General features: G+C 62.0%; 17 protein-coding genes and 2 tRNA genes. 6 read left to right on the forward strand and 13 right to left on the reverse strand.

Features of this window, described 5'->3' with window-relative positions; all coding sequences use genetic code 11:
• Positions 1-51 precede the first annotated feature (51 nt).
• On the forward strand, positions 52-342 hold the full coding sequence (locus ACMTA2_RS07100) for a type II toxin-antitoxin system Phd/YefM family antitoxin (protein ID WP_413794275.1): 291 nt from the start codon (positions 52-54) through the stop codon (positions 340-342).
• Positions 343-353: 11 nt separating this feature from the next.
• Positions 354-641: a type II toxin-antitoxin system RelE family toxin gene (locus tag ACMTA2_RS07105; RefSeq protein WP_413794276.1), complete on the forward strand. Its 288-nt coding sequence runs from the start codon at positions 354-356 to the stop codon at positions 639-641.
• A gap of 101 nt (positions 642-742) precedes the next feature.
• On the opposite strand, the gene ACMTA2_RS07110 is transcribed toward ACMTA2_RS07105, so the two are convergent.
• The 4 genes from ACMTA2_RS07110 to ACMTA2_RS07125 form a co-directional block, all read right to left on the reverse strand.
• On the reverse strand, positions 743-2,029 hold the full coding sequence (locus ACMTA2_RS07110; RefSeq protein ID WP_413794277.1) for a virulence factor family protein: 1,287 nt from the start codon (positions 2,027-2,029) through the stop codon (positions 743-745).
• Entirely contained in the window at positions 2,029-4,671 is a 2,643-nt protein-coding gene (mprF, locus tag ACMTA2_RS07115; protein WP_413794278.1) for a bifunctional lysylphosphatidylglycerol flippase/synthetase MprF, read from the reverse strand. Before mprF ends, ACMTA2_RS07110 begins: the two co-directional genes overlap by 1 nt.
• A gap of 150 nt (positions 4,672-4,821) precedes the next feature.
• Positions 4,822-4,898 (reverse strand) — tRNA-Met (locus ACMTA2_RS07120).
• Positions 4,899-5,129: 231 nt separating this feature from the next.
• A tRNA-Met gene (locus tag ACMTA2_RS07125) sits at positions 5,130-5,206 on the reverse strand.
• Between the two features lie 282 nt (positions 5,207-5,488).
• Here ACMTA2_RS07125 and dinB point away from each other — a divergent pair.
• Entirely contained in the window at positions 5,489-6,550 is a 1,062-nt protein-coding gene (gene dinB, locus ACMTA2_RS07130; protein ID WP_413794279.1) for a DNA polymerase IV, read from the forward strand.
• A 114-nt stretch (positions 6,551-6,664) separates the two neighbouring features.
• Here the strand turns inward: dinB and ACMTA2_RS07135 are convergent, their stop codons facing one another.
• The 4 genes from ACMTA2_RS07135 to ACMTA2_RS07150 all read right to left on the reverse strand — a co-directional run bounded on the left by ACMTA2_RS07135 (position 6,665) and on the right by ACMTA2_RS07150 (position 11,438).
• Entirely contained in the window at positions 6,665-7,618 is a 954-nt protein-coding gene (locus ACMTA2_RS07135) for a hypothetical protein (protein ID WP_413794280.1), read from the reverse strand.
• A gap of 17 nt (positions 7,619-7,635) precedes the next feature.
• The gene (locus ACMTA2_RS07140) at positions 7,636-9,351 is read right to left on the reverse strand and encodes a proline--tRNA ligase (RefSeq protein ID WP_413794281.1); all 1,716 of its coding nucleotides are present in this window, start codon (positions 9,349-9,351) and stop codon (positions 7,636-7,638) included.
• Positions 9,352-9,480: 129 nt separating this feature from the next.
• Positions 9,481-11,040: an AmpG family muropeptide MFS transporter gene (locus ACMTA2_RS07145; RefSeq protein ID WP_413794282.1), complete on the reverse strand. Its 1,560-nt coding sequence runs from the start codon at positions 11,038-11,040 to the stop codon at positions 9,481-9,483.
• Positions 11,041-11,084: 44 nt separating this feature from the next.
• A complete protein-coding gene (locus tag ACMTA2_RS07150; RefSeq protein ID WP_122565400.1) occupies positions 11,085-11,438 on the reverse strand; it encodes an MGMT family protein in 354 nt (117 codons plus the stop codon).
• 158 nt (positions 11,439-11,596) lie between these two features.
• On the opposite strand from ACMTA2_RS07150, the gene ACMTA2_RS07155 reads away from it, so the two are divergent.
• Positions 11,597-12,604, forward strand: a complete 1,008-nt coding sequence (locus ACMTA2_RS07155; RefSeq protein WP_413794283.1) for a DUF481 domain-containing protein — start codon at positions 11,597-11,599, stop codon at positions 12,602-12,604.
• A gap of 191 nt (positions 12,605-12,795) precedes the next feature.
• Here ACMTA2_RS07155 and ACMTA2_RS07160 read toward each other — a convergent pair whose 3' ends face one another.
• Entirely contained in the window at positions 12,796-13,005 is a 210-nt protein-coding gene (locus ACMTA2_RS07160; protein WP_002554837.1) for a cold-shock protein, read from the reverse strand.
• Between the two features lie 354 nt (positions 13,006-13,359).
• Between ACMTA2_RS07160 and dcd the strand changes: the two genes are divergently transcribed.
• Together dcd and ACMTA2_RS07170 are read left to right on the forward strand one after the other, a co-directional pair.
• A complete protein-coding gene (dcd, locus tag ACMTA2_RS07165; protein ID WP_003184751.1) occupies positions 13,360-13,926 on the forward strand; it encodes a dCTP deaminase in 567 nt (188 codons plus the stop codon).
• Positions 13,927-14,028: 102 nt separating this feature from the next.
• Positions 14,029-14,235: a hypothetical protein gene (locus ACMTA2_RS07170; protein WP_413794284.1), complete on the forward strand. Its 207-nt coding sequence runs from the start codon at positions 14,029-14,031 to the stop codon at positions 14,233-14,235.
• Positions 14,236-14,271: 36 nt separating this feature from the next.
• On the opposite strand, the gene pdeM is transcribed toward ACMTA2_RS07170, so the two are convergent.
• From pdeM to ACMTA2_RS07190, 4 genes are all read right to left on the reverse strand, one after another.
• Positions 14,272-14,928, reverse strand: coding sequence for a ligase-associated DNA damage response endonuclease PdeM (gene pdeM, locus ACMTA2_RS07175; protein ID WP_413794285.1), 657 nt, complete (start codon positions 14,926-14,928; stop codon positions 14,272-14,274).
• Positions 14,928-17,414 carry a ligase-associated DNA damage response DEXH box helicase gene (locus tag ACMTA2_RS07180; protein WP_413794286.1) on the reverse strand — a complete coding sequence of 829 codons (2,487 nt, stop codon included), beginning with the start codon at positions 17,412-17,414 and terminating at the stop codon, positions 14,928-14,930. The genes pdeM and ACMTA2_RS07180 overlap by 1 nt, the downstream gene beginning before the upstream one ends.
• 241 nt (positions 17,415-17,655) lie before the next feature.
• A complete protein-coding gene (locus ACMTA2_RS07185; RefSeq protein ID WP_413794287.1) occupies positions 17,656-18,420 on the reverse strand; it encodes an ABC transporter ATP-binding protein in 765 nt (254 codons plus the stop codon).
• A 13-nt stretch (positions 18,421-18,433) separates the two neighbouring features.
• Positions 18,434-19,552 carry a succinylglutamate desuccinylase/aspartoacylase family protein gene (locus ACMTA2_RS07190; protein ID WP_413794288.1) on the reverse strand — a complete coding sequence of 373 codons (1,119 nt, stop codon included), beginning with the start codon at positions 19,550-19,552 and terminating at the stop codon, positions 18,434-18,436.
• Between the last annotated feature and the right edge of the window lie 26 nt (positions 19,553-19,578).

Consider the following 19,578-nt stretch of genomic DNA (forward strand, 5'->3'; position numbering starts at 1 on the left):
CATCAAGATATGTATAAAAATACGCGATATTCATGCTTTAGGAGGTGGGACATGGCGGCGCTACTGGAGCGAGCGGATCAGGCAATATCCGTTACGGCAATGGTCAGAGGGTTCAGCGCGAAGCTCAAGGAAGTCTCGAGCCGTGCAACCGAAAGGCTGGTGATCTTCAAGGACAACGAACCCGCGGCGGTGATTATCAACGTCGATGCCTATCAGGAAATGCTCGATGAGCTTGAAAACCTTCGCGTCGAGGCGACGGCTCGCGAGCGCCTGATCGGTTTGGATCAGGCCAAGGCCATCAGCCATGAGGATATGCGGGCGCGATACGCCAAAAACGACTGAAGGAGCGATGAATGGGGTGGGGCATTATTTATCATCCGGAGGTTCAAGACGATTTGGATCAGTTGGGGGCGGCGGCTGCGAACCGGATTCTTGATGTCATTGAGGAGCGGATCATGAATGGCGAGCCAGACAAAACCGGCAAGCCGCTCAGGGCCAGCCTGGCGGGATGTCGAAGGATCCGAACGGGCGATACTCGTATCGTCTACAGGGTCGATGGGAAAGCGATTCAGGTGTTGATAGTCGCCGTTGGTGCCCGGCGGGATAAGGAAGTGTACGACGCAGCTAAGCGTCGTCTTTAACCATTAGAACAAGAGCCCTCGTTGTCTTGTAGCGGTCGAGCGGGCACAAAAAAGCCCCGGCAACCTTGAGGCTGCCGGGGCTTTGGCAAGCGTGTATCGGCTTACTGTTCGGCCGTCTTGTTCTGGCGCTTGTTGATCTCATCGATCAGGCGCTTGGCCAGGGCCGGGTAGTTTTCGTCGAAGTGGTGGCCGCCAGGCAGCTTGATGGCTTCGCCCACGGCAGTCTTGTCGGTGCAACCGCTCTCATTGGCTTCTTCAGCGCCGTAGATGCACACCACTTTCTCGGCTGGCAGCTTGGCCATTTCCGGGCCGGTGGCGGCTTCGGTGCCGGCGTTGCCGAGCCAGCCTTCGACTTCGATCTCGAAGCTGCCGGTGCGGGCGAAGGCCAGCAGGATGATCGCATCGACTCGCTGTTGTTCGGTGGCTGGCAGGCGATTGTAGATGGCTGGCAACACGTCGGCGCCGAAGGAGTAGCCGGTCAGGATAAAGCGCTTGGTACCCCAGATCTGCCGGTAGTGTTGCATCAGCTCGGTCAGGTCTGCCGCGCTCTGCTCCGCGCTCTTGTGCTGCCAGTAGTAGCGCAGGGTGTCGATGCCGACCACCGGGTAGCCGATCTTGGCCATTTCATCCGCTACATCGCGGTCCAGGTCACGCCAGCCGCCGTCCCCAGAGAGAAACAGGGTCACGGTATCCCGTGTCTGGCTGGCAGGCACTTCCACCACCGGAATGCTCAGGCCACCCTTGCCCTTGTCGCCCACCAGGATCTTGCGCAGTTCGTTGTTCAGCACTTGGGGCAGGTTGATGTCGTAGTCGCTGATACTGGTCTGGGCATTCGGTTGATCGCGTACGAAGCCGGCGCTGGTGTCGTCGGGGTTGTCGTTCCAGGCCACCAGCCAATGACCGTGGGCTGCGCTTTTAGGCAGCAGGTGGGTGCAGCCGGGTTTTTCCAGTGCCAGGTCCACTGAGACGGCCTGGGCCTTGTCGTCTTTCTGCTCGGCCAGCCAACGCCAGGCCAGCACGGCACCGGGGCCGATGCCGCTGACCAGCGTGGCCGGGCCCTTGAGTTCTCTCAGGCCCGCTTGCAGGGCACGGCCTTGCAGCATGCAGTCCTTGGGCAGGATCACCTGGACGATCTGCGCCGAACCGCTGCGGCTGAGGGTCGTCAATTGCGTGTCGCTGAGCTTCTGGTCTTCATTGACCGCCACCAGCACCTGGGCGCGCGCCTTGGTACCGGGAGTGACCCGGGTCAGCGCTGCGCCATCGGCGGGCGCCAGTTGTTCCAGGGTGGGTTGTGGGGCGGGGCGGTTCCAGTACCAGTAACCGCCACCGAGAATCACCGCCAGCACCAGCAGGGCGGCCACTACGTATCGCCAGGAGCGTTGCATCATCAGCGTTTCACCAGTCCAGTCAGGCCGCCTGCAATCAGGGCGGCAGTATCGGCCAGCGCCACCAGCGGATCGAGTCCGGCGGGCACGGCCATGTAACGAGGTTCCCAGTCAGGCTGGAATTTGTCTTTGAAGCGGCGCAGGCCCTGGAAGTTGTAGAGCTGCTCGCCGCGGCGAAACACCATCGAGCCCAGACGCTGGGTCAGCGGTGCGCCGCGACGCGGTTGCAGGCCCGACAGAGGGACCATGCCGAGGCTGAAGCGGGCGTAGTCATGGTTTTTATAATGCTGGATAAGACCGACCATCATGAACTCCATGGTCAGTTTCGGGGCTTCGGGGTGGGCGCGCATCAGGTCGAGGCTGGCCAGTTCGTGGCTGTGGGTTTCCAGCAGGTTGGCGAACGCCACCGGCCGGCCCTCGAAACGAATCACCGCGATGCGGAAATGCTTGAGGTACTCATCGCTGAAGCGCCCCAGGGAAAAGCCTTTTTCCCGCACGTTCTTGCCAGTCAGCCAGGCATCGGAAATGACCTTGAGCTCATCCATCGGCGCCTGGCCCGGCGCGTGGATCTCCAGCGACAGGCCGTCGCGGGTGCCGCGGTTCCAGGTGTAGCGCAGGTCCTTCATCTCTTTGCCCTTGGCTTCGAGATCGAAACGCTTGAGGTCGACCCGTGCTTCCTCGCCCAGTTTGATGGCCGTCAGGCCGATGTCCATGTAGTACGGCAGGTTTTCGGCGCGCACCTGATAGAACACCGGGCGGGCGTGGTGGATGTCGCACAGGTCGCGGAACTGCCAGATCATTTCGGCACGTTGCTGGGTCGGACCGATCGGGTCATACAGCGCCACGAGGCTGCGACCACGGCGGGCATACATCAGGAACGCCTCGTCATTGGGGTGGAACAGCAGCGCCTTGTCGCCGGTCAGGGCCAAGCCGCCGTCGGGTTGCGACGAGGTCATGAGGATCGCCCTGGCCCGCTCCAGTTCTTCTACCGTCGGTAAGTGAATGACTGGTCGTGCGGTGCGCAGCAGCCAGGTCAGGGACACCACCAGCAGCAGCACCGCGGCGCCCAGCAGGGAGCGCAGGCCGCGAGGGGCGTCGGCGTCGAGGGTGAACTGCCACCACAATTGATGACTGTAGGGGACGTCCTGGTAGGCGAACAGCAGCAGCCAGGCCGACGCGCCGAGCACGCAGAGGCTGGCGATCAGGAACAACGGGGAAAAGGGCAGTTCAGTCAGGCGACTCGGACGATAAAAGGAACGCCGGAATATCGCCAGAAGGGCGGCCGTCAGGGTCAGCAGCGTGGCCTCTTCCCAATCGAAGCCTTTGAGCAGCGAGAGCAGGGCGCCCACCAGGAGCAACACTGTGGTCAGCATCCAGGCGGCCGACAGGCGCCGGCGCAGGCCTTGGGCGAGCAGCAGGCACAACACCCCCACCAGGCTGGCGCCGAAGTGCGAAGCGTCCACCAGCCGATGGGGGATCAGGAAGCCAATGTGCTCCAGGCGGGTGTCGATTTCGGGTGTCACGCCGGAAAACAGCAGCACCACGCCAGAGAGGAACACCAGCACCGCCAGGATCGGCGCGGCGAAACCCGATGCTACCCGTAGGGTCTGGCGCGTCTGGAACAGCCGTTGCGCCTCATTGATCAGCAGCAGCACGCAGGCGGCCAGCATCGGCAGCAGCACGTAGATCAAGCGATACAGCAACAGCGCGGCGGCCAACGGTGCGGCACCGAGTTTGTCGGCAAACGCGGCCAGCAGGATCGCCTCGAATACCCCGACCCCGCCCGGTACATGGCTGAGCACGCCAGCGGCCAGCGCCAGCAGATACACCAGCAGGAAGGCGCCGAACGGCGGTGCTTCGGGCAGCAACAGATACAACACGGTGGCCGCTGCGGCTACATCCAGCGCGGTAATCGCCAGTTGCAGGAAGGTCAGGCGTCGGCCCGGCAGGCGCAGCGTGCGACGTCCGGCCCTTACCAGGAGGCTGTCGCGGTGCGGCTGCTCCGGCAGGCGGCGACGGTAAATGCCGATGGCCAATACGCTGGTGAGCAGCAGCACCGCCACGGAAATCGTCCCCAGCCAAGCGGCAGGCAAGTGCAGCGCGGCGGACGCGGCGGGCAGGTTGCTGAGTGTCGCCAGGGCCGCCAACGGTGGCAACGCGCAGCCCAGGGACAGGCTGGCGAACAGCGTCATGTGGGCGACATCCGATGCCCCCAGGCCATGACGCGCATACAAACGGTAGCGAACCGAGCCGCCCGACAGCAGTGACAGGCCAATGGCATTGCCGATGGCGAACGCGGTGAACCCACCCAGGACCAGGGCCTGTGGTGGCAGCGTTACACCGGCATAGCGGCTGGCGGACCATTCATAGCCCAGGAGAATGATGAAGCCGGCGACCGTGGCGGCGATCGCACCGAGCAGGGCTGGCCGGGGCACTTGCAGAATCGAGTCGTGCAGGGCGTATAGATCGAGTTCGCTCAGCAGGTGACGGCAGGCAATCAATGCAATCGCAAACAGCAGCAGCGTGACCGCCAGGCCGATGGGCTGGCGGTACTGACTGATCCGATCCAGCCAGCGCAGTCGCTCGGCTTTGATCGGTTGTGTCGCAGTAAGGGGGTCTTGCGGGGCAGACGAGTGGGCGCGCATCAATCACCTCTTGAGCTATGCGCGACAGGATGGGGCTATCCAGTCAAGTTACCAATCCCTGCAGTAAAAAATAATTACAAAAAATTTGTAATGTGGCTTTTTTACCAGGCACAAAAAAGGCCACTCTTTCGAGCAGCCTTTCTTGGTATTTGGTTGCGGGAGCCGGATTTGAACCGACGACCTTCGGGTTATGAGCCCGACGAGCTACCAGACTGCTCCATCCCGCGTCTGTGTGGCGGCATTCTACAGGCGAACGCCCGAGTGTCAACCGTTAAAAGGCGTAGGGGTCAAATAAACGGCCGATCCGTCCCTGGCCTTCCTAAATGCTCGGAATCAAAAGGAAAATTGTCCTACAACTTGCCGTGCGTGGGATGGCAGAGTCGCGTCCCGCCATCGTCGGGGTCAAAAACGAGCGCGCACAAAAAAGGCCACTCTTTCGAGTAGCCTTTTTTGATGTTTGGTTGCGGGAGCCGGATTTGAACCGACGACCTTCGGGTTATGAGCCCGACGAGCTACCAGACTGCTCCATCCCGCGTCTGTGTGGCGGCATTCTACAGAGGATCGAGCCGCTGTCAACCCTGACGTCATGAAAACCTGTTCCGCTTCAAGTGCTTAGCCTTTGAAGTGGGCATTGTGACAGCGCTGTGACGCAGGCCTGGCAAGGGCTGAGGCTCTATTGACGGTGGCGTTGCGATTGAAGAAGTAAATTTATGTAGGCGTTTTCGGGACCCGACGAAGGATCTTTCAAACTACTGGTGCTATATACAGGTGCTGGTGCGATACTGAGGGCCCGATTCGTCCCACGCCCTGTTCTTCTATGACGCAACGTAAAATCATTCATGTCGACTGTGACTGTTTCTATGCCGCTATCGAGATGCGCGATGATCCGCAGTTGGCCGGCAAGCCCTTGGCCGTCGGGGGCTCAGCGGATCGGCGGGGTGTAATTGCCACCTGCAACTACGAAGCGCGGGCCTACGGCGTGCGCTCGGCCATGTCTTCCGGCCACGCCCTGAAACTCTGTCCGGACCTCACTATCGTCAAGCCACGGATGGAGGCCTATCGGGAGGCGTCGAAGGAAATTCATACGATTTTCAGTGATTACACTGACCTGATCGAGCCGCTGTCCCTGGACGAGGCCTACCTGGACGTGTCCGCCAGCGCCCATTTCGGCGGCAGCGCCACTCGCATCGCCCAGGACATTCGCCGACGTGTTTCCAACCAGTTGCACATCACCGTGTCTGCCGGTGTCGCACCCAACAAGTTCCTGGCCAAGATCGCCAGCGACTGGAAAAAGCCCAACGGGTTGTTTGTCATCACCCCGGACCAGGTCGAGGACTTTGTCTCGGCCTTGCCGGTCAGCAAGCTCCACGGTGTTGGCAAGGTCACCGCCGATAAGCTGAACCGGCTCGGCATCGCCGATTGCCTGCAGTTGCGTCAATGGGACAAGTTGGCACTGGTGCGCGAATTCGGCAGTTTCGGCGAGCGGCTCTGGAGCCTGGCCCGTGGCATCGATGAGCGTCTGGTGCACAACGACAGCCGACGGCAGTCCATCAGTGTGGAAAACACCTACGATGTCGACCTGCCCGACCTGGTGAGCTGCCTCGATAAACTACCGGAACTGATGGAGACCCTCAGCGGGCGCATGGCGCGGATCGACAGCAGTTATCGACCGGGCAAGCCGTTCGTCAAAGTGAAGTTCCACGACTTCACCCAGACCACGCTTGAGCAGGCCGGGGCAGGGCGGGACCTGGGCAGTTACCAGTTGCTGTTGACCCAGGCGTTCAATCGGGGCGGCAAGCCGGTGCGCTTATTGGGTATTGGGGTGAGGCTGGAGGATTTGCGGGGTGGGTTCGAGCAGTTGGAGTTGTTCGAGCGGTGAGGTTGACGATGAGTGCCCTGCCTGGCGCGGTCCTTGTGGCAAGGGAATCCTGTTGGAGCAAGGCTTGCTCCCACAGGACTTGCCCTCGCACAACTCCTTGCCGCAGGGGGTATTTCAGTTAACGCCAGGATCCGCCACCAACCGTCCGCCATCCTTGGTCAGGGCTTTCATGAATTCGGCCTGCAGCTCCGGGTCGTTGCGCGTCAGTTCGATCAGGCTCTGTTCCAGTTCGCTGGCTTCTTCTTCAAGCCCCAGTTCCGATAGGCGCTTGACCCGATGAACCCATTGGCTCACCTCGTCGTCTTCCAGATCGTCGTAGATCAGGGCGTGGGCCTCCACCAGCTTGCTGCGCAAGGTGCTGCTGATGCTCAGGGATGAGTCGGTGTGCACCTCGTCCTGGGCGTCCGTCACGCTGATCTGCAATTTACCGAACTGGCTCAGGTCCTGCTCGGCGAACGGGCTTTCCAGCAGGTTCAAGCGCAGCACGCCGTGACGGTCGGTGCTCAGCTCGAAGGTTTGCCGCGCGGCCTTGACCTCTACCGGGCGTTCGCTCCAGGGCAGGCTCGAGTGTTCCGTGCGCTTGTCGCGCTGGACTTCGTCGATGCCCGCCAGGTTCTGCTGGGCGCGGCCATGGGAGGGGACGTTCATGAACGGGTTGAGCCCGGCGAAACCGTAGCTGATCCAGTCACGGGTCGCGGTGTCCGGCAGGCTGCCGAGGGCGAACACATTGACCACGTTCGCACCGACACCGACCACCACGGCCACTGCGCCCAGGGGGATCTCGTAGATCTCCCGCCAGGGTTGGTAGGGTGTGTAGCGATCATAATGGCGAGTGACCTCGAACTCCGTGACTTCGAAGGTCTTCTGCTCATTGATGCGCACCCGGCGCTGCGGCAGGTCGAGCACCTTGGGTTCGCCCACGTCGATTTGCAGGCTGTGGTCGAGCAGTTTGCGCTCGACCCGCTCTTCGTGCTCGCTGCGTTGTGACATTTGGTTGGCACAGCCGCTGACCAGCAGGGCGCCGCACAGGGCGGCGCCGCCGAGGCCTAAGGTGTTTCGCTTGAACATGACGTCTCTATCTGGTGTCAGCGGCGGATACGGGCCTGGAGGAACGACAGCACGTCGGCGACTGGCAGCGCTTGCGGCTCGGCCTCGGTGCGGCTCTTGTATTCCAGGTTGCCTTCGGCCAGGCCGCGGTCACTGACGACGATCCGATGGGGGATGCCGATCAGTTCCATGTCCGCGAACTTGATGCCGGGGCTGGTTTTCTTGTCGCGGTCGTCCAGCAGCACTTCGAAGCCGGCGGCCGTCAGTTCGGCGTAGAGCTTGTCGGTGGCTTCGCGCACCAGGTCGGTTTCGTAACGCAGTGGTACCAGGGCCACCTGGAACGGCGCCAGTGTGTCGCTCCAGATGATGCCTTTCTCGTCGTTGTTCTGTTCGATGGCGGCTGCCACCACGCGGGAAACGCCGATGCCGTAGCAACCCATTTCCAGGGTGACCGGCTTGCCGTTTTCGCCCAGCACTTCGCACTTCATCGCCTTGCTGTACTTGTTGCCCAGCTGGAAGATGTGCCCGACCTCGATGCCCCGCTTGATTTCCAGGGTGCCCTTGCCATCGGGGCTAGGATCGCCGGCCACGACATTACGCAGGTCCGCGACGGTTGGGACCGGCAGGTCGCGTTCCCAGTTCACGCCGAAGTAGTGCTTGTCGTCGATGTTGGCACCGATGGCGAAGTCGCTCATCAGTTCCACCGAGCGGTCGATGATGATCGGCAGTGGTAGGTTCAACGGGCCGAGGGAGCCGGCACCGGCGCCGATGGCGTCGCGCAGATCGGCTTCGGTGGCCATGACCAGCGGGTTGGCGACGCCTGGCTGGTTGGCGGCCTTGATTTCATTCAATTCGTGGTCGCCACGGACGATCAGGGCAATCAGCTTGCCAGCTTCTTCCGCCCGCACGATCAGGGTCTTGATGGTGCGCTCGATCGGCAGGTTGTAGCCTTCCACCAACTGGGCAATGGTCTTGGCGTTCGGTGTGTCCACCAGGCGCAGTTCTTCAGTCGGCGCGGCGCGTGAGGTTTCCCGCGGCACGGCTTCGGCTTTCTCGATGTTGGCGGCGTAGTCGGAGCCGTTGCTGAAGACGATGTCGTCTTCGCCGGACTCGGCCAATACATGGAACTCGTGGGAGCCGGCGCCGCCGATGGAACCGTTGTCGGCTTCAACCGGGCGGAATTTCAGGCCCAGGCGGGTGAACACGTTGCAATACGCCTGGTGCATGCGGTCATAGGTGACTTGCAGCGAGGCCAGGTCGGCATGGAACGAGTAGGCATCCTTCATGATGAATTCGCGACCGCGCATCAGGCCGAAGCGTGGACGGATCTCGTCACGGAATTTGGTCTGGATCTGGTACAGGTTGATGGGCAGCTGCTTGTAGCTGCTCAACTCGTTGCGCATCAGGTCGGTGATCACTTCTTCGTGGGTCGGGCCCGCACAGAAATCGCGACCGTGACGGTCTTTGATGCGCAGCAGCTCAGGGCCGTATTCTTCCCAGCGTCCCGATTCCTGCCACAGTTCGGCCGGTTGGGTGCTCGGCATCAACACTTCCAGGGAGCCGGCAGCGTCCATCTCTTCGCGAACGATGGCTTCCACCTTGCGCATGACCCGCAGGCCCATCGGCAGCCAGGTGTACAGGCCCGAGGCGAGTTTGCGGATCATGCCGGCACGCAGCATCAACTGATGGCTGATCACGACGGCGTCGGAAGGCGTTTCTTTCTGTGTGGCGAGCAAAAATTGACTGGTGCGCATGGTTGGCCGTTGTCGGTTGCTGATGACGAGAAGTGACGGAGCATTGTACGGGCGAGATGCCCTGGCGTACAGGCGCGTGGCCGGTCGCCAGGTGCGAACACCGGTTTCGCCGGCGTTTGCTGAAGTTTCCTACGATTCTTCCGCGGGCCGGGTGGGCGCCGGTTCCTCGGTGGGTATCGAGTCCTGGCGACGGTTCTCCTGGAACCAGTGCAAGGCGATCAGCAGCAGGGTCGGCACGCCGAGCAGGGCGGTGATCAGGAAGAAATTGTGATAGCCGAACTTCTCCACCATCACCCCTGAGTAACCGCCGATCAAGCGTGGGAGCAACAGCATGATCGAGCTGAGCAGGGCGTATTGGGTGGCGGAGAACTTCAGGTTGGTCAGGCTCGACAGGTAGGCGACGAATGCCGAAGTGGCCAGGCCGGAGCTGAAGTTGTCCAGGGAGATGGTGACGATCAACATCTTCAGGTTGGCGCCCATGTCGGTCAGCATCAGGAAGAGGATGTTGGTAGCGGCCGAGGCGACACCGCCGATGAACAGGATGGGCAGGATGCCGAAACGCACGATCAGCAGGCCGCCCATGCCGGCACCGACGAGGGTCATGATCAGCCCGAAAATCTTGCTGACGCTGGCGATCTGGTCCTTGGTAAACCCCTGGTCGATGTAGAACACGTTGGCCATGACGCCCATGACCGTGTCGGACATCCGGTAGGTTGCGATCAGCCCGAGCAGCAGCAGGGCCTGCCAGCGATAACGCAGGATGAAGTCGTTGATCGGCGTCAGCACCGGCGCCAGTCCGCGCCGACCCATGGCCGACAGGCACAGGGCGGTGAGGAGGATATAGAGGATGGCCCGCAGGAAGGCGCGGTCTTCGAGCAGCAGGTCGAGCAGGCTCACGCCCTCGAACAGCACGCTGGCGAAGTCAGTGTTGAACAGTTGGGTAAACATCGCCGGGACGGAGACCAGCAGCACGATCAGCACGAATACCGACGCCAGCTGATGAACGAATGTGTAGCGTCCGGCCTGCAACTGAGTGCGCAGCGGCACCGGTGGCTCGCGCATGAACAGGGAGGTGAGGAGCGCCGGGACCATCAAGACGCCAAACAACAGGTAGGTCCCGGCCCAGGCCGAGTGTTTGTAGTTGAAGCCGGTAGAGCCAAAGCCTTCGGCGAAGAACAGGGCGCCGGCGGTGGCCAGTAGCGCGGCGATGCGGTAACCGGACATGTAGCTGGCGGCGAGCGCGGCCTGTCGGGTGTCGTCGGCGATCTCCAGGCGGTACGCATCGACGGCGATGTCCTGCGTCGCGGAGGCGAAGGCTACGATCACGGCGATGGCGATCAACCATGACAGGTGTTTTTGAGGGTCGCAGAAACCCATGCCGATCAGACCCAGTATCACCAGGGTCTGGGAGAGCACCAGCCACGAACGACGGCGCCCCAGTTTGCCCAGCAGCGGCAGGCGCCATTGGTCGAGCAGTGGCGACCAGACCCATTTAAAGGCATACGCCAGGCCGATCAGGCTGGCGTAGCCGATGGTTTCGCGAGCCACGCCGGCTTCGCGCAACCAGACCGAAAGCGTGGAGAACACCAGCATGTATGGCAAGCCGGCGGCGAAGCCAAGCAGCAACAGCACAAGCGTTGAGGGACTGGCATAGGCGGCGAGGGCGGCGCGCCAGGTTTTACGGGGCATGGGCTGGAGTCTGCCTCAAAAATTGCGAAAACAAAGCGCGCACTCTAACCGCTGTGCTCTACCGGGCGCCAGCCATGGCGCTGAATATCAACACGATTGTTCAGGACACTGACCCCTTCCATGCGCAGGCGTGCGCGCTGTTCGTCTCCTGAGGCACTGCCTGCCGGCAGGCTGATCCGACCACCGGCAGCCAATACCCGATGCCAGGGCAGCTTGGTGTCGTTCGGCAGTTGGCTGAGGGTTCTGCCAACCCAGCGTGCCGCGCGGCCCAGGCCGGCCATTTCGGCGAGTTGGCCATAGGTGACGACCTTGCCCGCAGGCACCTGGGCCAGGGTCAGGTAAAGGGTCGTGCGGCGGATTTGGGCGGCATTTTCGGTGTCCGCTGGGGTGTCAGTCACGTATAGGTTCCTGAAATGAGATGTCCGTCTGTAGGTTAATTCCTACAGGACTGGTTGAGAAATGAACTCATCAGCCCTACACGGGTCAGTCCTTGCTGAGGTGTCATCCTGGGGGATAATGCCGCCTTTTCACCGCGAACTTGAGCCCTTTATTGCTTATGTTGTCTAGAACCCTGCTATGCCTGGCTGTTACCAGCGCCTCCATGCCCCTGCTTGCCGACACTGTCTGGTTGAAGAATGGGGATAAACTCAGTGGCAAGATTACCGTTTTCGATGGCGGCAAGTTGCTGATCCAGACCGATTATGCCGGCGCGATTCCCGTCGACTGGAAGCAGGTCAAGACCCTGGAGAGTGACCAGCAGCTCTTGGTCAAGCAGGATGCCTACACCGGTGAGAAGGCCAAGGCGCTGCAGGCGGCCGAAGATGGCAAGGTCACCCTGGCCAACGGTGATGGACCCAAGACTGTCGAACTGGCCAGTATCCAGCAGATACTCAAGCCCAAGCCGGTGGTCGAGGATCTGGTGTGGAAAGGCAATATCGATGCCGCACTGGATTATCAACGTGCGGAAAACGACACCGACGACTACGACGTCGACTTCAAGACCTCGGCGCGCCACGGCAGGTGGCGGCACACCGCCGAAGGCGAATACAACCGTGAGTTCCAGGATGACGTGGTGTCCACCGATAACTGGCGCTTGGAGTACTCCCTTGATCGGTTCATCACCGACAAATGGTTCTGGCAAGGTCGCCTCAATTACAAGCGCGACAAAGTCGAAGACCTGGCGCGTCAGCGCGTGGTAGGTACCGGTCCGGGCTACCAGTTCTGGGACGATGAGCTGGGGGCGTTCTCCTTGGGGTCGCTGCTCAACCGCACCGACTACGAGTACCGCGATGGTGGCAAGGACAACTTCTATTCCGTGGCCATGAAGTGGGACTACAACCGCTACCTGATTGGCAAGCGCGTGGAGTTCTTTACCAACGGCGAAGTGGGCAAGCCGCTGTCCGGCGTGGCGGAGTACGCTTATGACGCCGAGTTGGGGTTGCGCTACAAGGTCACCGACTGGGCCTCGCTCAACCTCAAGGCCGAGAAGGATGTCATTGAAGGCACTGAAGACAGTGACTTGAGCAAGACGCGGTACACGGCCGGGTTTGGCGTGACCTGGTAGGTCGAACCCCGAAACAACCTGTGGGAGCGAGCTTGCTCGCGATAGCGGATTATCAGTCAGCGTTGATGTTGCTGGTCCACCGCTATCGCGAGCAAGCTCGCTCCCACAGTTTTTTGTGTGCCGGGAAAAACAGACAGGCACAAAAAAGCCCCGCTTTTGAGGGCGGGGCCTTTTACTAAAGCAAGGACAAGTTAGATAACTTGAACTTCTTCAGCTTGCATGCCTTTCTGACCGCGGGTAGCGATGAAAGAAACCTGTTGGCCTTCTTTCAGGCTTTTGAAGCCGTCGGATTGGATAGCTTTGAAGTGAACGAACAGGTCGTCACCGGATTGTGGAGTGATGAAGCCGAAGCCTTTTTCATCGTTGAACCACTTAACGGTACCGGTTTGGCGATTAGACATGGTGTAACTCCTTGAACAAAGATAACTGCGACTCAGGAAGAACCCTGGCCGAGACTGAGTGCAAAGAGCAGGAAAAATTCTTGTAGATGGTTGGATCGAAATTCAACATATCGTGTAGAGATTCTCAGTGACACAAGCAGCACAGTGGCGCCACCTTAACCCTTTTTCCAGGATGTGCCAATGGTCTTTGCGAAGGTTTCTCTTATTTGGTGACTGACGGCGCGGGCGATGGCCGGCAGGACCCGGAAATCAAGGTGGATCGGCGAGATTTGCGTGCCGCGCTTTGAACCCGGCCCCGTGCCCCGGTAAGATGCCGGACGTATTTTTTCCACCTCGCTATTTCAGGAAACCGCCATGAGCATCAAATCGGACAAGTGGATTCGCCGCATGGCGCAAGAGCACGGCATGATCGAGCCCTTCGTCGAGCGCCAGATGCGTGGCGAAGGCGCCGACCGGCTGATCTCCTTCGGTGTCTCCAGCTACGGCTACGACGTGCGCTGCGCCGACGAGTTCAAGGTGTTCACCAACATCAATTCGGCCACCGTCGATCCGAAGAATTTCGACGAGAAGAGCTTCGTCGACGTCAAGAGCGACGTCTGCATCATCCCGCCGAACTCCTTCGCCCTGGCCCGCACCGTCGAGTACTTCCGTATTCCGCGCAACGTGCTGACCATCTGCCTGGGCAAGAGCACCTACGCCCGTTGCGGCATCATCGTCAACGTCACGCCGCTGGAGCCCGAGTGGGAAGGTCACGTGACCCTGGAATTCTCCAACACCACGACCCTGCCGGCGAAGATCTACGCCAACGAGGGTGTGGCGCAGATGCTGTTCCTTGAATCCGATGAAGAATGCGAAGTGTCCTACAAGGACCGTGGCGGCAAGTACCAGGGCCAGCGCGGCGTGACGCTGCCGCGCACCTGAATCTGACGAGCTGTTGGAATTCCTGAGCGGGCAGACACTCTATTGCGTGTACTGCCCGTTTTTATGCGTCAACGCAGCGGGCCTTCGCTCAGGAGTTGCTCTATGAAGATCGATCCGCGAATCAGTGCCGAACTGGCAAGGCTTGAGCCCAATCAGATCGGGGTCATGGCCTGGTCACTGCTGGCCCACCCTGTGGAAGCGGCAGGCGGCATTCCGGGTGACCCCGATCCTGATCCCAATCCCACGGATCCCACCGAACCCGGCGAACCGACTATTCCGGACGAGCCGCCTCCTGCCCCCGTGGCTTGATCGACCGTATGGCCCGTCAACTGAAGCGCAATGGCTTCAGCTGACGGGCCATATTTCGTTGTCGCCGATGACGAAGATCCGGCAGTCGTTGTGCTGCTCGATCCGATGACCTCCCGTAAACGCGCCGAACGCCGGCAGGAGGCTGATCTGGCTGCCGAGGCGGAAGCAGGCCAGGCGCAGGCGTTGCCGGCCCCTGCCGCTCAGGTGGTAGACCGGGTGCACGTGACCGGCCAGTACATGGCGGCTGGGGTGTGGGGTGGGCTCGTGTTGCACGGCGAAAGGGCCCAGCAGCAACGGCTCTGGTACCACGCGAATGTTCAGCGCTGGCGGTGGGTCGCCGGCGCGTTTGTCGTGGTTGCCGCGAATCAGCGTGATGGCCAGGTGCGGATGTCGCTCACGCCAGGCGGAAAGTGCCTTCAAGGTGCCGGGTGCGTGGGAACCTGGGCCGTGGAGAAAGTCCCCGAGAAAAATCAGCTGTCGGCACGGTAGGTTGGCCAGTAAGCCATCCAGCACCGCAATGTTGCTGGCGGTGGTGCCGTGGGGCACCGGTTGCCCGAGGCTACGGTAGGCGGCGGCCTTGCCGAAATGCACGTCGGCCACCATCAGGGTTTCCTGGGCGGGCCAGTACAGGGCTTTTTCCGGGAGCAACCAAAGTGCTTCGCCAGCCAGGTTGACGGGATACGGCGCTGGCATCAGACGTCACCGCGATCGGCAGTCTTTTCCAGCTCGTTGACCATCCGCCGGATGCGGTCGGCGAGCTTTTCCGAGCTCATGCTTTCCCGAAACCGCTCCACCAACAGCGGAAATCCCAGCGGGGTGGGGCGCTTGATCACGTGCAGGTCCAGCTTCAAGGCATTGAGGCGTTGCAAGGTCTGCTCCAGTCGACGGATATCCAATTCTTCTCGCAGGACTTCCTCCCCGGCCTGGGCGAGCAGGAGGTTATCGGCGTCGTATTGCTTGAACACTTGGAAGAACAGGCCGCTGGAGGCCTGGACTTGCCGGGTGCTTTTCGGCGCACCGGGGTAGCCGGCGAAGACCAATCCGGCGATCCGGGCGATTTCGCGAAAGCGCCGCAGGGCCAACTCCCCGGCATTCAGGCTGGCGAGCACATCGGCCAGCAGGTGATCGACGCTCATCAGGCCCGGGGTCAGGAAGTGCGACCAATCCACTGCCGTGGCGCTGAGCAGTTCCAGGCCGTAGTCGTTGACCGCAATGGAGAACGTCACCGGCTGTTGCCGACTGACGCGCCAGGCCAGGAGGCTGGCCAGGCCCAGATGCACCTGGCGCCCGGCAAACGGGTACAGGAACAGATGCCAGCCTTCCCGGGACTTGAGGGTTTCGGCCAGCAAGGTGTGTTGCGTGGGCAAGCCGGACCAGCGTTGCTGGGTCAACAGCATGGGCTGTACGGCATGCATCTCCGGGCCCTCGAAGCGGCCTGCGGCGGCTTCGCTCAAACGGGCTACGACGGCGGTCGCCAATTCGCTGGAGAGCGGCATGCGCCCACCGTTCCAGCGGGGCACGGCGGCCTTCTTGGTCTGGCTGCGGCGTACGTAGGCGGTCATGTCTTCGACCCTGACCAACTCCAACAGCCGACCGGCGAACAGGAAACCGTCACCGGGTCGCAGGCGGGCAATGAAGCCTTCCTCTACGCTGCCCAGGTTCTTGCCACCGCCACCCTTGCTCCAGAACTTCAATTGCAGGCTGGCATCGCTGACGATGGTGCCGATGCTCATGCGGTGACGCCGGGCCAGGCGGGCATCGGGCACTCGCCAGATCCCGTGTTCGTCCGGCTCGACCCGGCGATAATCAGGGTAGGCGGTCAGTGACAGGCCGCCGTGGCGTACAAAAGCCAAGGCCCAGGCCCATTCGGCTGGGTTGAGGTCGCGGTAGGCCCAGGCCCCCCGCACCTCCGCGAACAATTCGTCGGGCACGAAGCCGCCGCCCAAGGCCATGCTCACCAAGTGCTGCACCAGGACGTCCAGCGGTTTGTGCGGCGATTCGCGAGGTTCGATGCGCCGCTGGGACACGGCGTCCTGGGCGGCAGCGGCCTCGATCAGTTCCAGGCTGTGGGTCGGCACCAGTGTCACCCGCGAGGTCCGACCCGGTGCGTGGCCGGAACGCCCGGCCCGCTGCATCAGCCGCGCCACCCCCTTGGCCGAGCCGATCTGCAGCACCCGTTCCACCGGCAGGAAATCCACCCCCAGGTCCAGGCTGGAGGTGCAGACCACTGCTTTGAGCTGGCCATCCTTCAAGGCTCGCTCTACCCAATCCCGGGTGTCGCGCGCCAGCGAACTATGGTGCAAGGCGATCAGCCCGGCCCAGTCGGGCCTGGCTTCCAGGACGGCCTGGTACCAGATTTCCGACTGCGCCCGGGTGTTGGTGAAGACCAGGCAACTGCGGCTGGCGTCGATTTCGGCCACGACCTGGGGCAGCATCTTCAAGCCGATGTGACCGGCCCAGGGGAAACGTTCGAGGGCCGGGGGCAGCAGCGTGTCGACCTGCAGCGCCTTGCTGTTGGCCCCCTGCACGCTGATCCCGTGGCCTTGGGGGATCAACACCTGCTCGGCGTGGGCCTGGTTGCCCAGGGTCGCGGAAACGCCCCAGACGATGAGTCCGGGATGCCAGTGCCGCAAGCGCGCCAGGGCCAGCTGCAACTGCACGCCACGTTTGTTGCCGAGCAACTCGTGCCATTCATCCACCACCACCATGCGCAGGGTCGAGACAGCGGCTTGCGCATCGGCCCGGGCGAGCATCAGGGTCAGGCTTTCGGGCGTGGTGATCAGCGCGGTGGGCAGGCGTCGGCCCTGGCGGGCACGCTCACTGGCGCTGGTGTCGCCGGTGCGCAGGCCGACACTCCAGGGCACTTGCAGGTCCGTCAGGGGCGCTTCGAGGGCTTTTCCGGTGTCGGCGGCCAGGGCGCGCATCGGTGTGATCCACAGCACCGTCAGCGGTTCGGCCGGTGGTTTGCGTTTGCGTGGTTTGTCCGGCGGCGGGGCGAGGCGGGCGAAACGGTTGAGGGCCGCAAACCAGACGGCGTAGGTCTTGCCGGCACCGGTGCTGGCGTGCAGCAGCCCGGATTCCCCTCGCTTGACCGCGGTCCACACCTGTTTCTGAAAGGCGAACGGTTTCCAGCCCCGGGCGCTGAACCACTGTCTTGCGAAGTCGTTGGATGTCGCCATGCCTGCCGCGTGCGCCCTGGAAGTCCTCCTTCAGTGACCACGGCGGGATGTGAAAGGTTTTAAAAACCCTGTGGCGAGGGGATTTATCCCCGTTGGGCTGCGAAGCAGCCCCAAAAAGCTCAAGAATAATTTGCCAGACGCACCGAGGTGATTTACTGAGGGGCAGCTTCGCAGCCCAGCGGGGATAAATCCCCTCGCCACAAGAGCAGTACCTGGCTCCTCAATTCAGGTGTGCCGAGGTTTACTTCAGGTTGCCACTGAGAAACTGCTTGAGCCGTTCACTGGTGGGATTGTCCAGCACGTCTTGCGGCGCGCCTTCTTCTTCCACCCGGCCCTGGTGCAGGAACAGCACCTGGTTCGAGACTTTGCGGGCGAAGCTCATTTCGTGGGTCACCATGATCATGGTCCGGCCTTCTTCGGCCAGGCCCTGAATCACCTTCAGCACTTCACCCACCAGTTCCGGGTCCAGGGCCGAGGTGGGTTCGTCGAACAGCATCACTTCCGGTTCCATCGCCAGCGCACGGGCAATGGCCACGCGCTGTTGCTGGCCGCCGGAGAGAAACGCCGGGTACTGCTCGGCGACCCGCGCCGGCAGGCCGACCTTGTCGAGGTAACGACGGGCGCGGTCGTCGGCTTCCTGCTTGCTCACACCCAACACCCGGCGGGGCGCCATGGTGATGTTTTCCAGTACGGTCATGTGGCTCCACAGGTTGAAATGCTGGAACACCATGGCCAGGCGCGTGCGGATACGTTGCAGCTCGTCGGCGTCGGCCACATGCATGCCGTGGCGGTCCTTGATCATCTGGATCGGTTGGCCATCCAGGGTCATGGTGCCGTCGTTGGGTTGTTCCAGGAAATTGATGCAGCGCAGAAAGGTACTTTTGCCCGAGCCGCTGGCGCCGATGAGGCTGATGACGTCGCCGGTCTTGGCCTTGAGCGAAACGCCCTTGAGCACTTCATGTTCGCCATAGCTTTTATGCAGGCCTTCGATGGTCAGTTTGTACATGGAGCATGCATCCTCAAGGCGAAAGTAGGTAGCCGCTGCGGTAGGCCTCGGTGCCGGCGACATGGGCGATCACCATGCCGGCCGTGGCCATGCGGCGCAGCGAACGAGCGTACAGCAGCCCGGCGTTACGGCAATGAACGGGGGTGACGGTGTCGTTGACCGGGTCGATGATTTCCGCGATCAGTTGCCCCGCCTCCAGGTACTCGCCGGGCAGGGCGCTGTAGACCAGCAATCCGCCCACGGGGGTCGCCACCGGCTCGACTGCGGCCAGCGGCGTGGCCGGGTAGGGCAGTTCGGGCATGGGCATCGGTTCGCCGTCGATGGCGCCGAAACGGATCAGGTATTCGATCAGGGCCTGGCAGTCCAGGCTCGCCAGCCCGTGGTTGACGTCACCCTGGCCACGCAACTCCACGGTGACCGAAAAACTGCCCAGGGGAATCTCGAAGCGTTCGCCGAAGCGTTCCTTGAGTTGCCACCAGAGCAGGGTGAAGCATTCGTCGAACGACTGGCCGCCCGAATCGGTCGCCAGCAGGCTCGCTTCGGCGCCGATGTAGCGGGCCAGCGGCTCGACCTGGGGCCAGGCCTCGGGCGTGGTGTAGAGGTGGGCCACGGCTTCGAAGTCGCAATGCAGGTCCAGCACCATGTCCGCGTCGCAGGCCAGCCGTTGCAGGGCCAGGCGCAGGGATTGCAGTTGGGTGCCTGGGGTCTGGCGGGCGAGGGCATCGCGCAGGCTGGTGCGGATCAGCATCAGGTTGTGCTGCGGATCGTCGGTGAGCAGGTCCTGGATTTCGTTGCCGATCTCTTCGCTCAGGTCGACGAAGCGGCGGTTGAAGTTCTGCCCGCTTTCGGTTTCGTAGCGGCCCAGGGGCACGTCCATCAGCACTTGTTCGAGGCCGATGGGGTTGGCGACCGGCACCAGCACGATCTCGTGCCGCAGGTGGCCCGACGCTTCGAGCTCGGCCAAGCGTTGCTTGAGGTGCCAGGCGACCAGCATGCCCGGCAGTTCATCGGCGTGCAGGGACGACTGGATATAGATTTTGCCGACGGCCTTTTCCGGGCCGAAGTGGAAGCTGTGGATCTTGCGTGCAGTCCCCGGTACCGGGGACAGCAGGTCATGGATCTGGTGGCGCATGTGCGTGTGTGTCCTGGAACAAAAGC

It is taken from the genome of Pseudomonas medicaginis (genome assembly GCF_965119365.1).
GTDB lineage: Bacteria > Pseudomonadota > Gammaproteobacteria > Pseudomonadales > Pseudomonadaceae > Aquipseudomonas.

Coding starts and splice junctions, on each gene's coding strand:
- ACMTA2_RS07100 (WP_413794275.1), top strand. CDS start 52: ATGGCGGCGCTACTGGAGCGAGCGGATCAGGCAATATCCGTTACGGCA.
- ACMTA2_RS07105 (WP_413794276.1), top strand. CDS start 354: ATGGGGTGGGGCATTATTTATCATCCGGAGGTTCAAGACGATTTGGAT.
- ACMTA2_RS07110 (WP_413794277.1), bottom strand. CDS start 2,029: ATGATGCAACGCTCCTGGCGATACGTAGTGGCCGCCCTGCTGGTGCTG.
- mprF (WP_413794278.1), bottom strand. CDS start 4,671: ATGCGCGCCCACTCGTCTGCCCCGCAAGACCCCCTTACTGCGACACAA.
- dinB (WP_413794279.1), top strand. CDS start 5,489: ATGACGCAACGTAAAATCATTCATGTCGACTGTGACTGTTTCTATGCC.
- ACMTA2_RS07135 (WP_413794280.1), bottom strand. CDS start 7,618: ATGTTCAAGCGAAACACCTTAGGCCTCGGCGGCGCCGCCCTGTGCGGC.
- ACMTA2_RS07140 (WP_413794281.1), bottom strand. CDS start 9,351: ATGCGCACCAGTCAATTTTTGCTCGCCACACAGAAAGAAACGCCTTCC.
- ACMTA2_RS07145 (WP_413794282.1), bottom strand. CDS start 11,040: ATGCCCCGTAAAACCTGGCGCGCCGCCCTCGCCGCCTATGCCAGTCCC.
- ACMTA2_RS07155 (WP_413794283.1), top strand. CDS start 11,597: ATGTTGTCTAGAACCCTGCTATGCCTGGCTGTTACCAGCGCCTCCATG.
- ACMTA2_RS07160 (WP_002554837.1), bottom strand. CDS start 13,005: ATGTCTAATCGCCAAACCGGTACCGTTAAGTGGTTCAACGATGAAAAA.
- dcd (WP_003184751.1), top strand. CDS start 13,360: ATGAGCATCAAATCGGACAAGTGGATTCGCCGCATGGCGCAAGAGCAC.
- ACMTA2_RS07170 (WP_413794284.1), top strand. CDS start 14,029: ATGAAGATCGATCCGCGAATCAGTGCCGAACTGGCAAGGCTTGAGCCC.
- pdeM (WP_413794285.1), bottom strand. CDS start 14,928: ATGCCAGCGCCGTATCCCGTCAACCTGGCTGGCGAAGCACTTTGGTTG.
- ACMTA2_RS07180 (WP_413794286.1), bottom strand. CDS start 17,414: ATGGCGACATCCAACGACTTCGCAAGACAGTGGTTCAGCGCCCGGGGC.
- ACMTA2_RS07185 (WP_413794287.1), bottom strand. CDS start 18,420: ATGTACAAACTGACCATCGAAGGCCTGCATAAAAGCTATGGCGAACAT.
- ACMTA2_RS07190 (WP_413794288.1), bottom strand. CDS start 19,552: ATGCGCCACCAGATCCATGACCTGCTGTCCCCGGTACCGGGGACTGCA.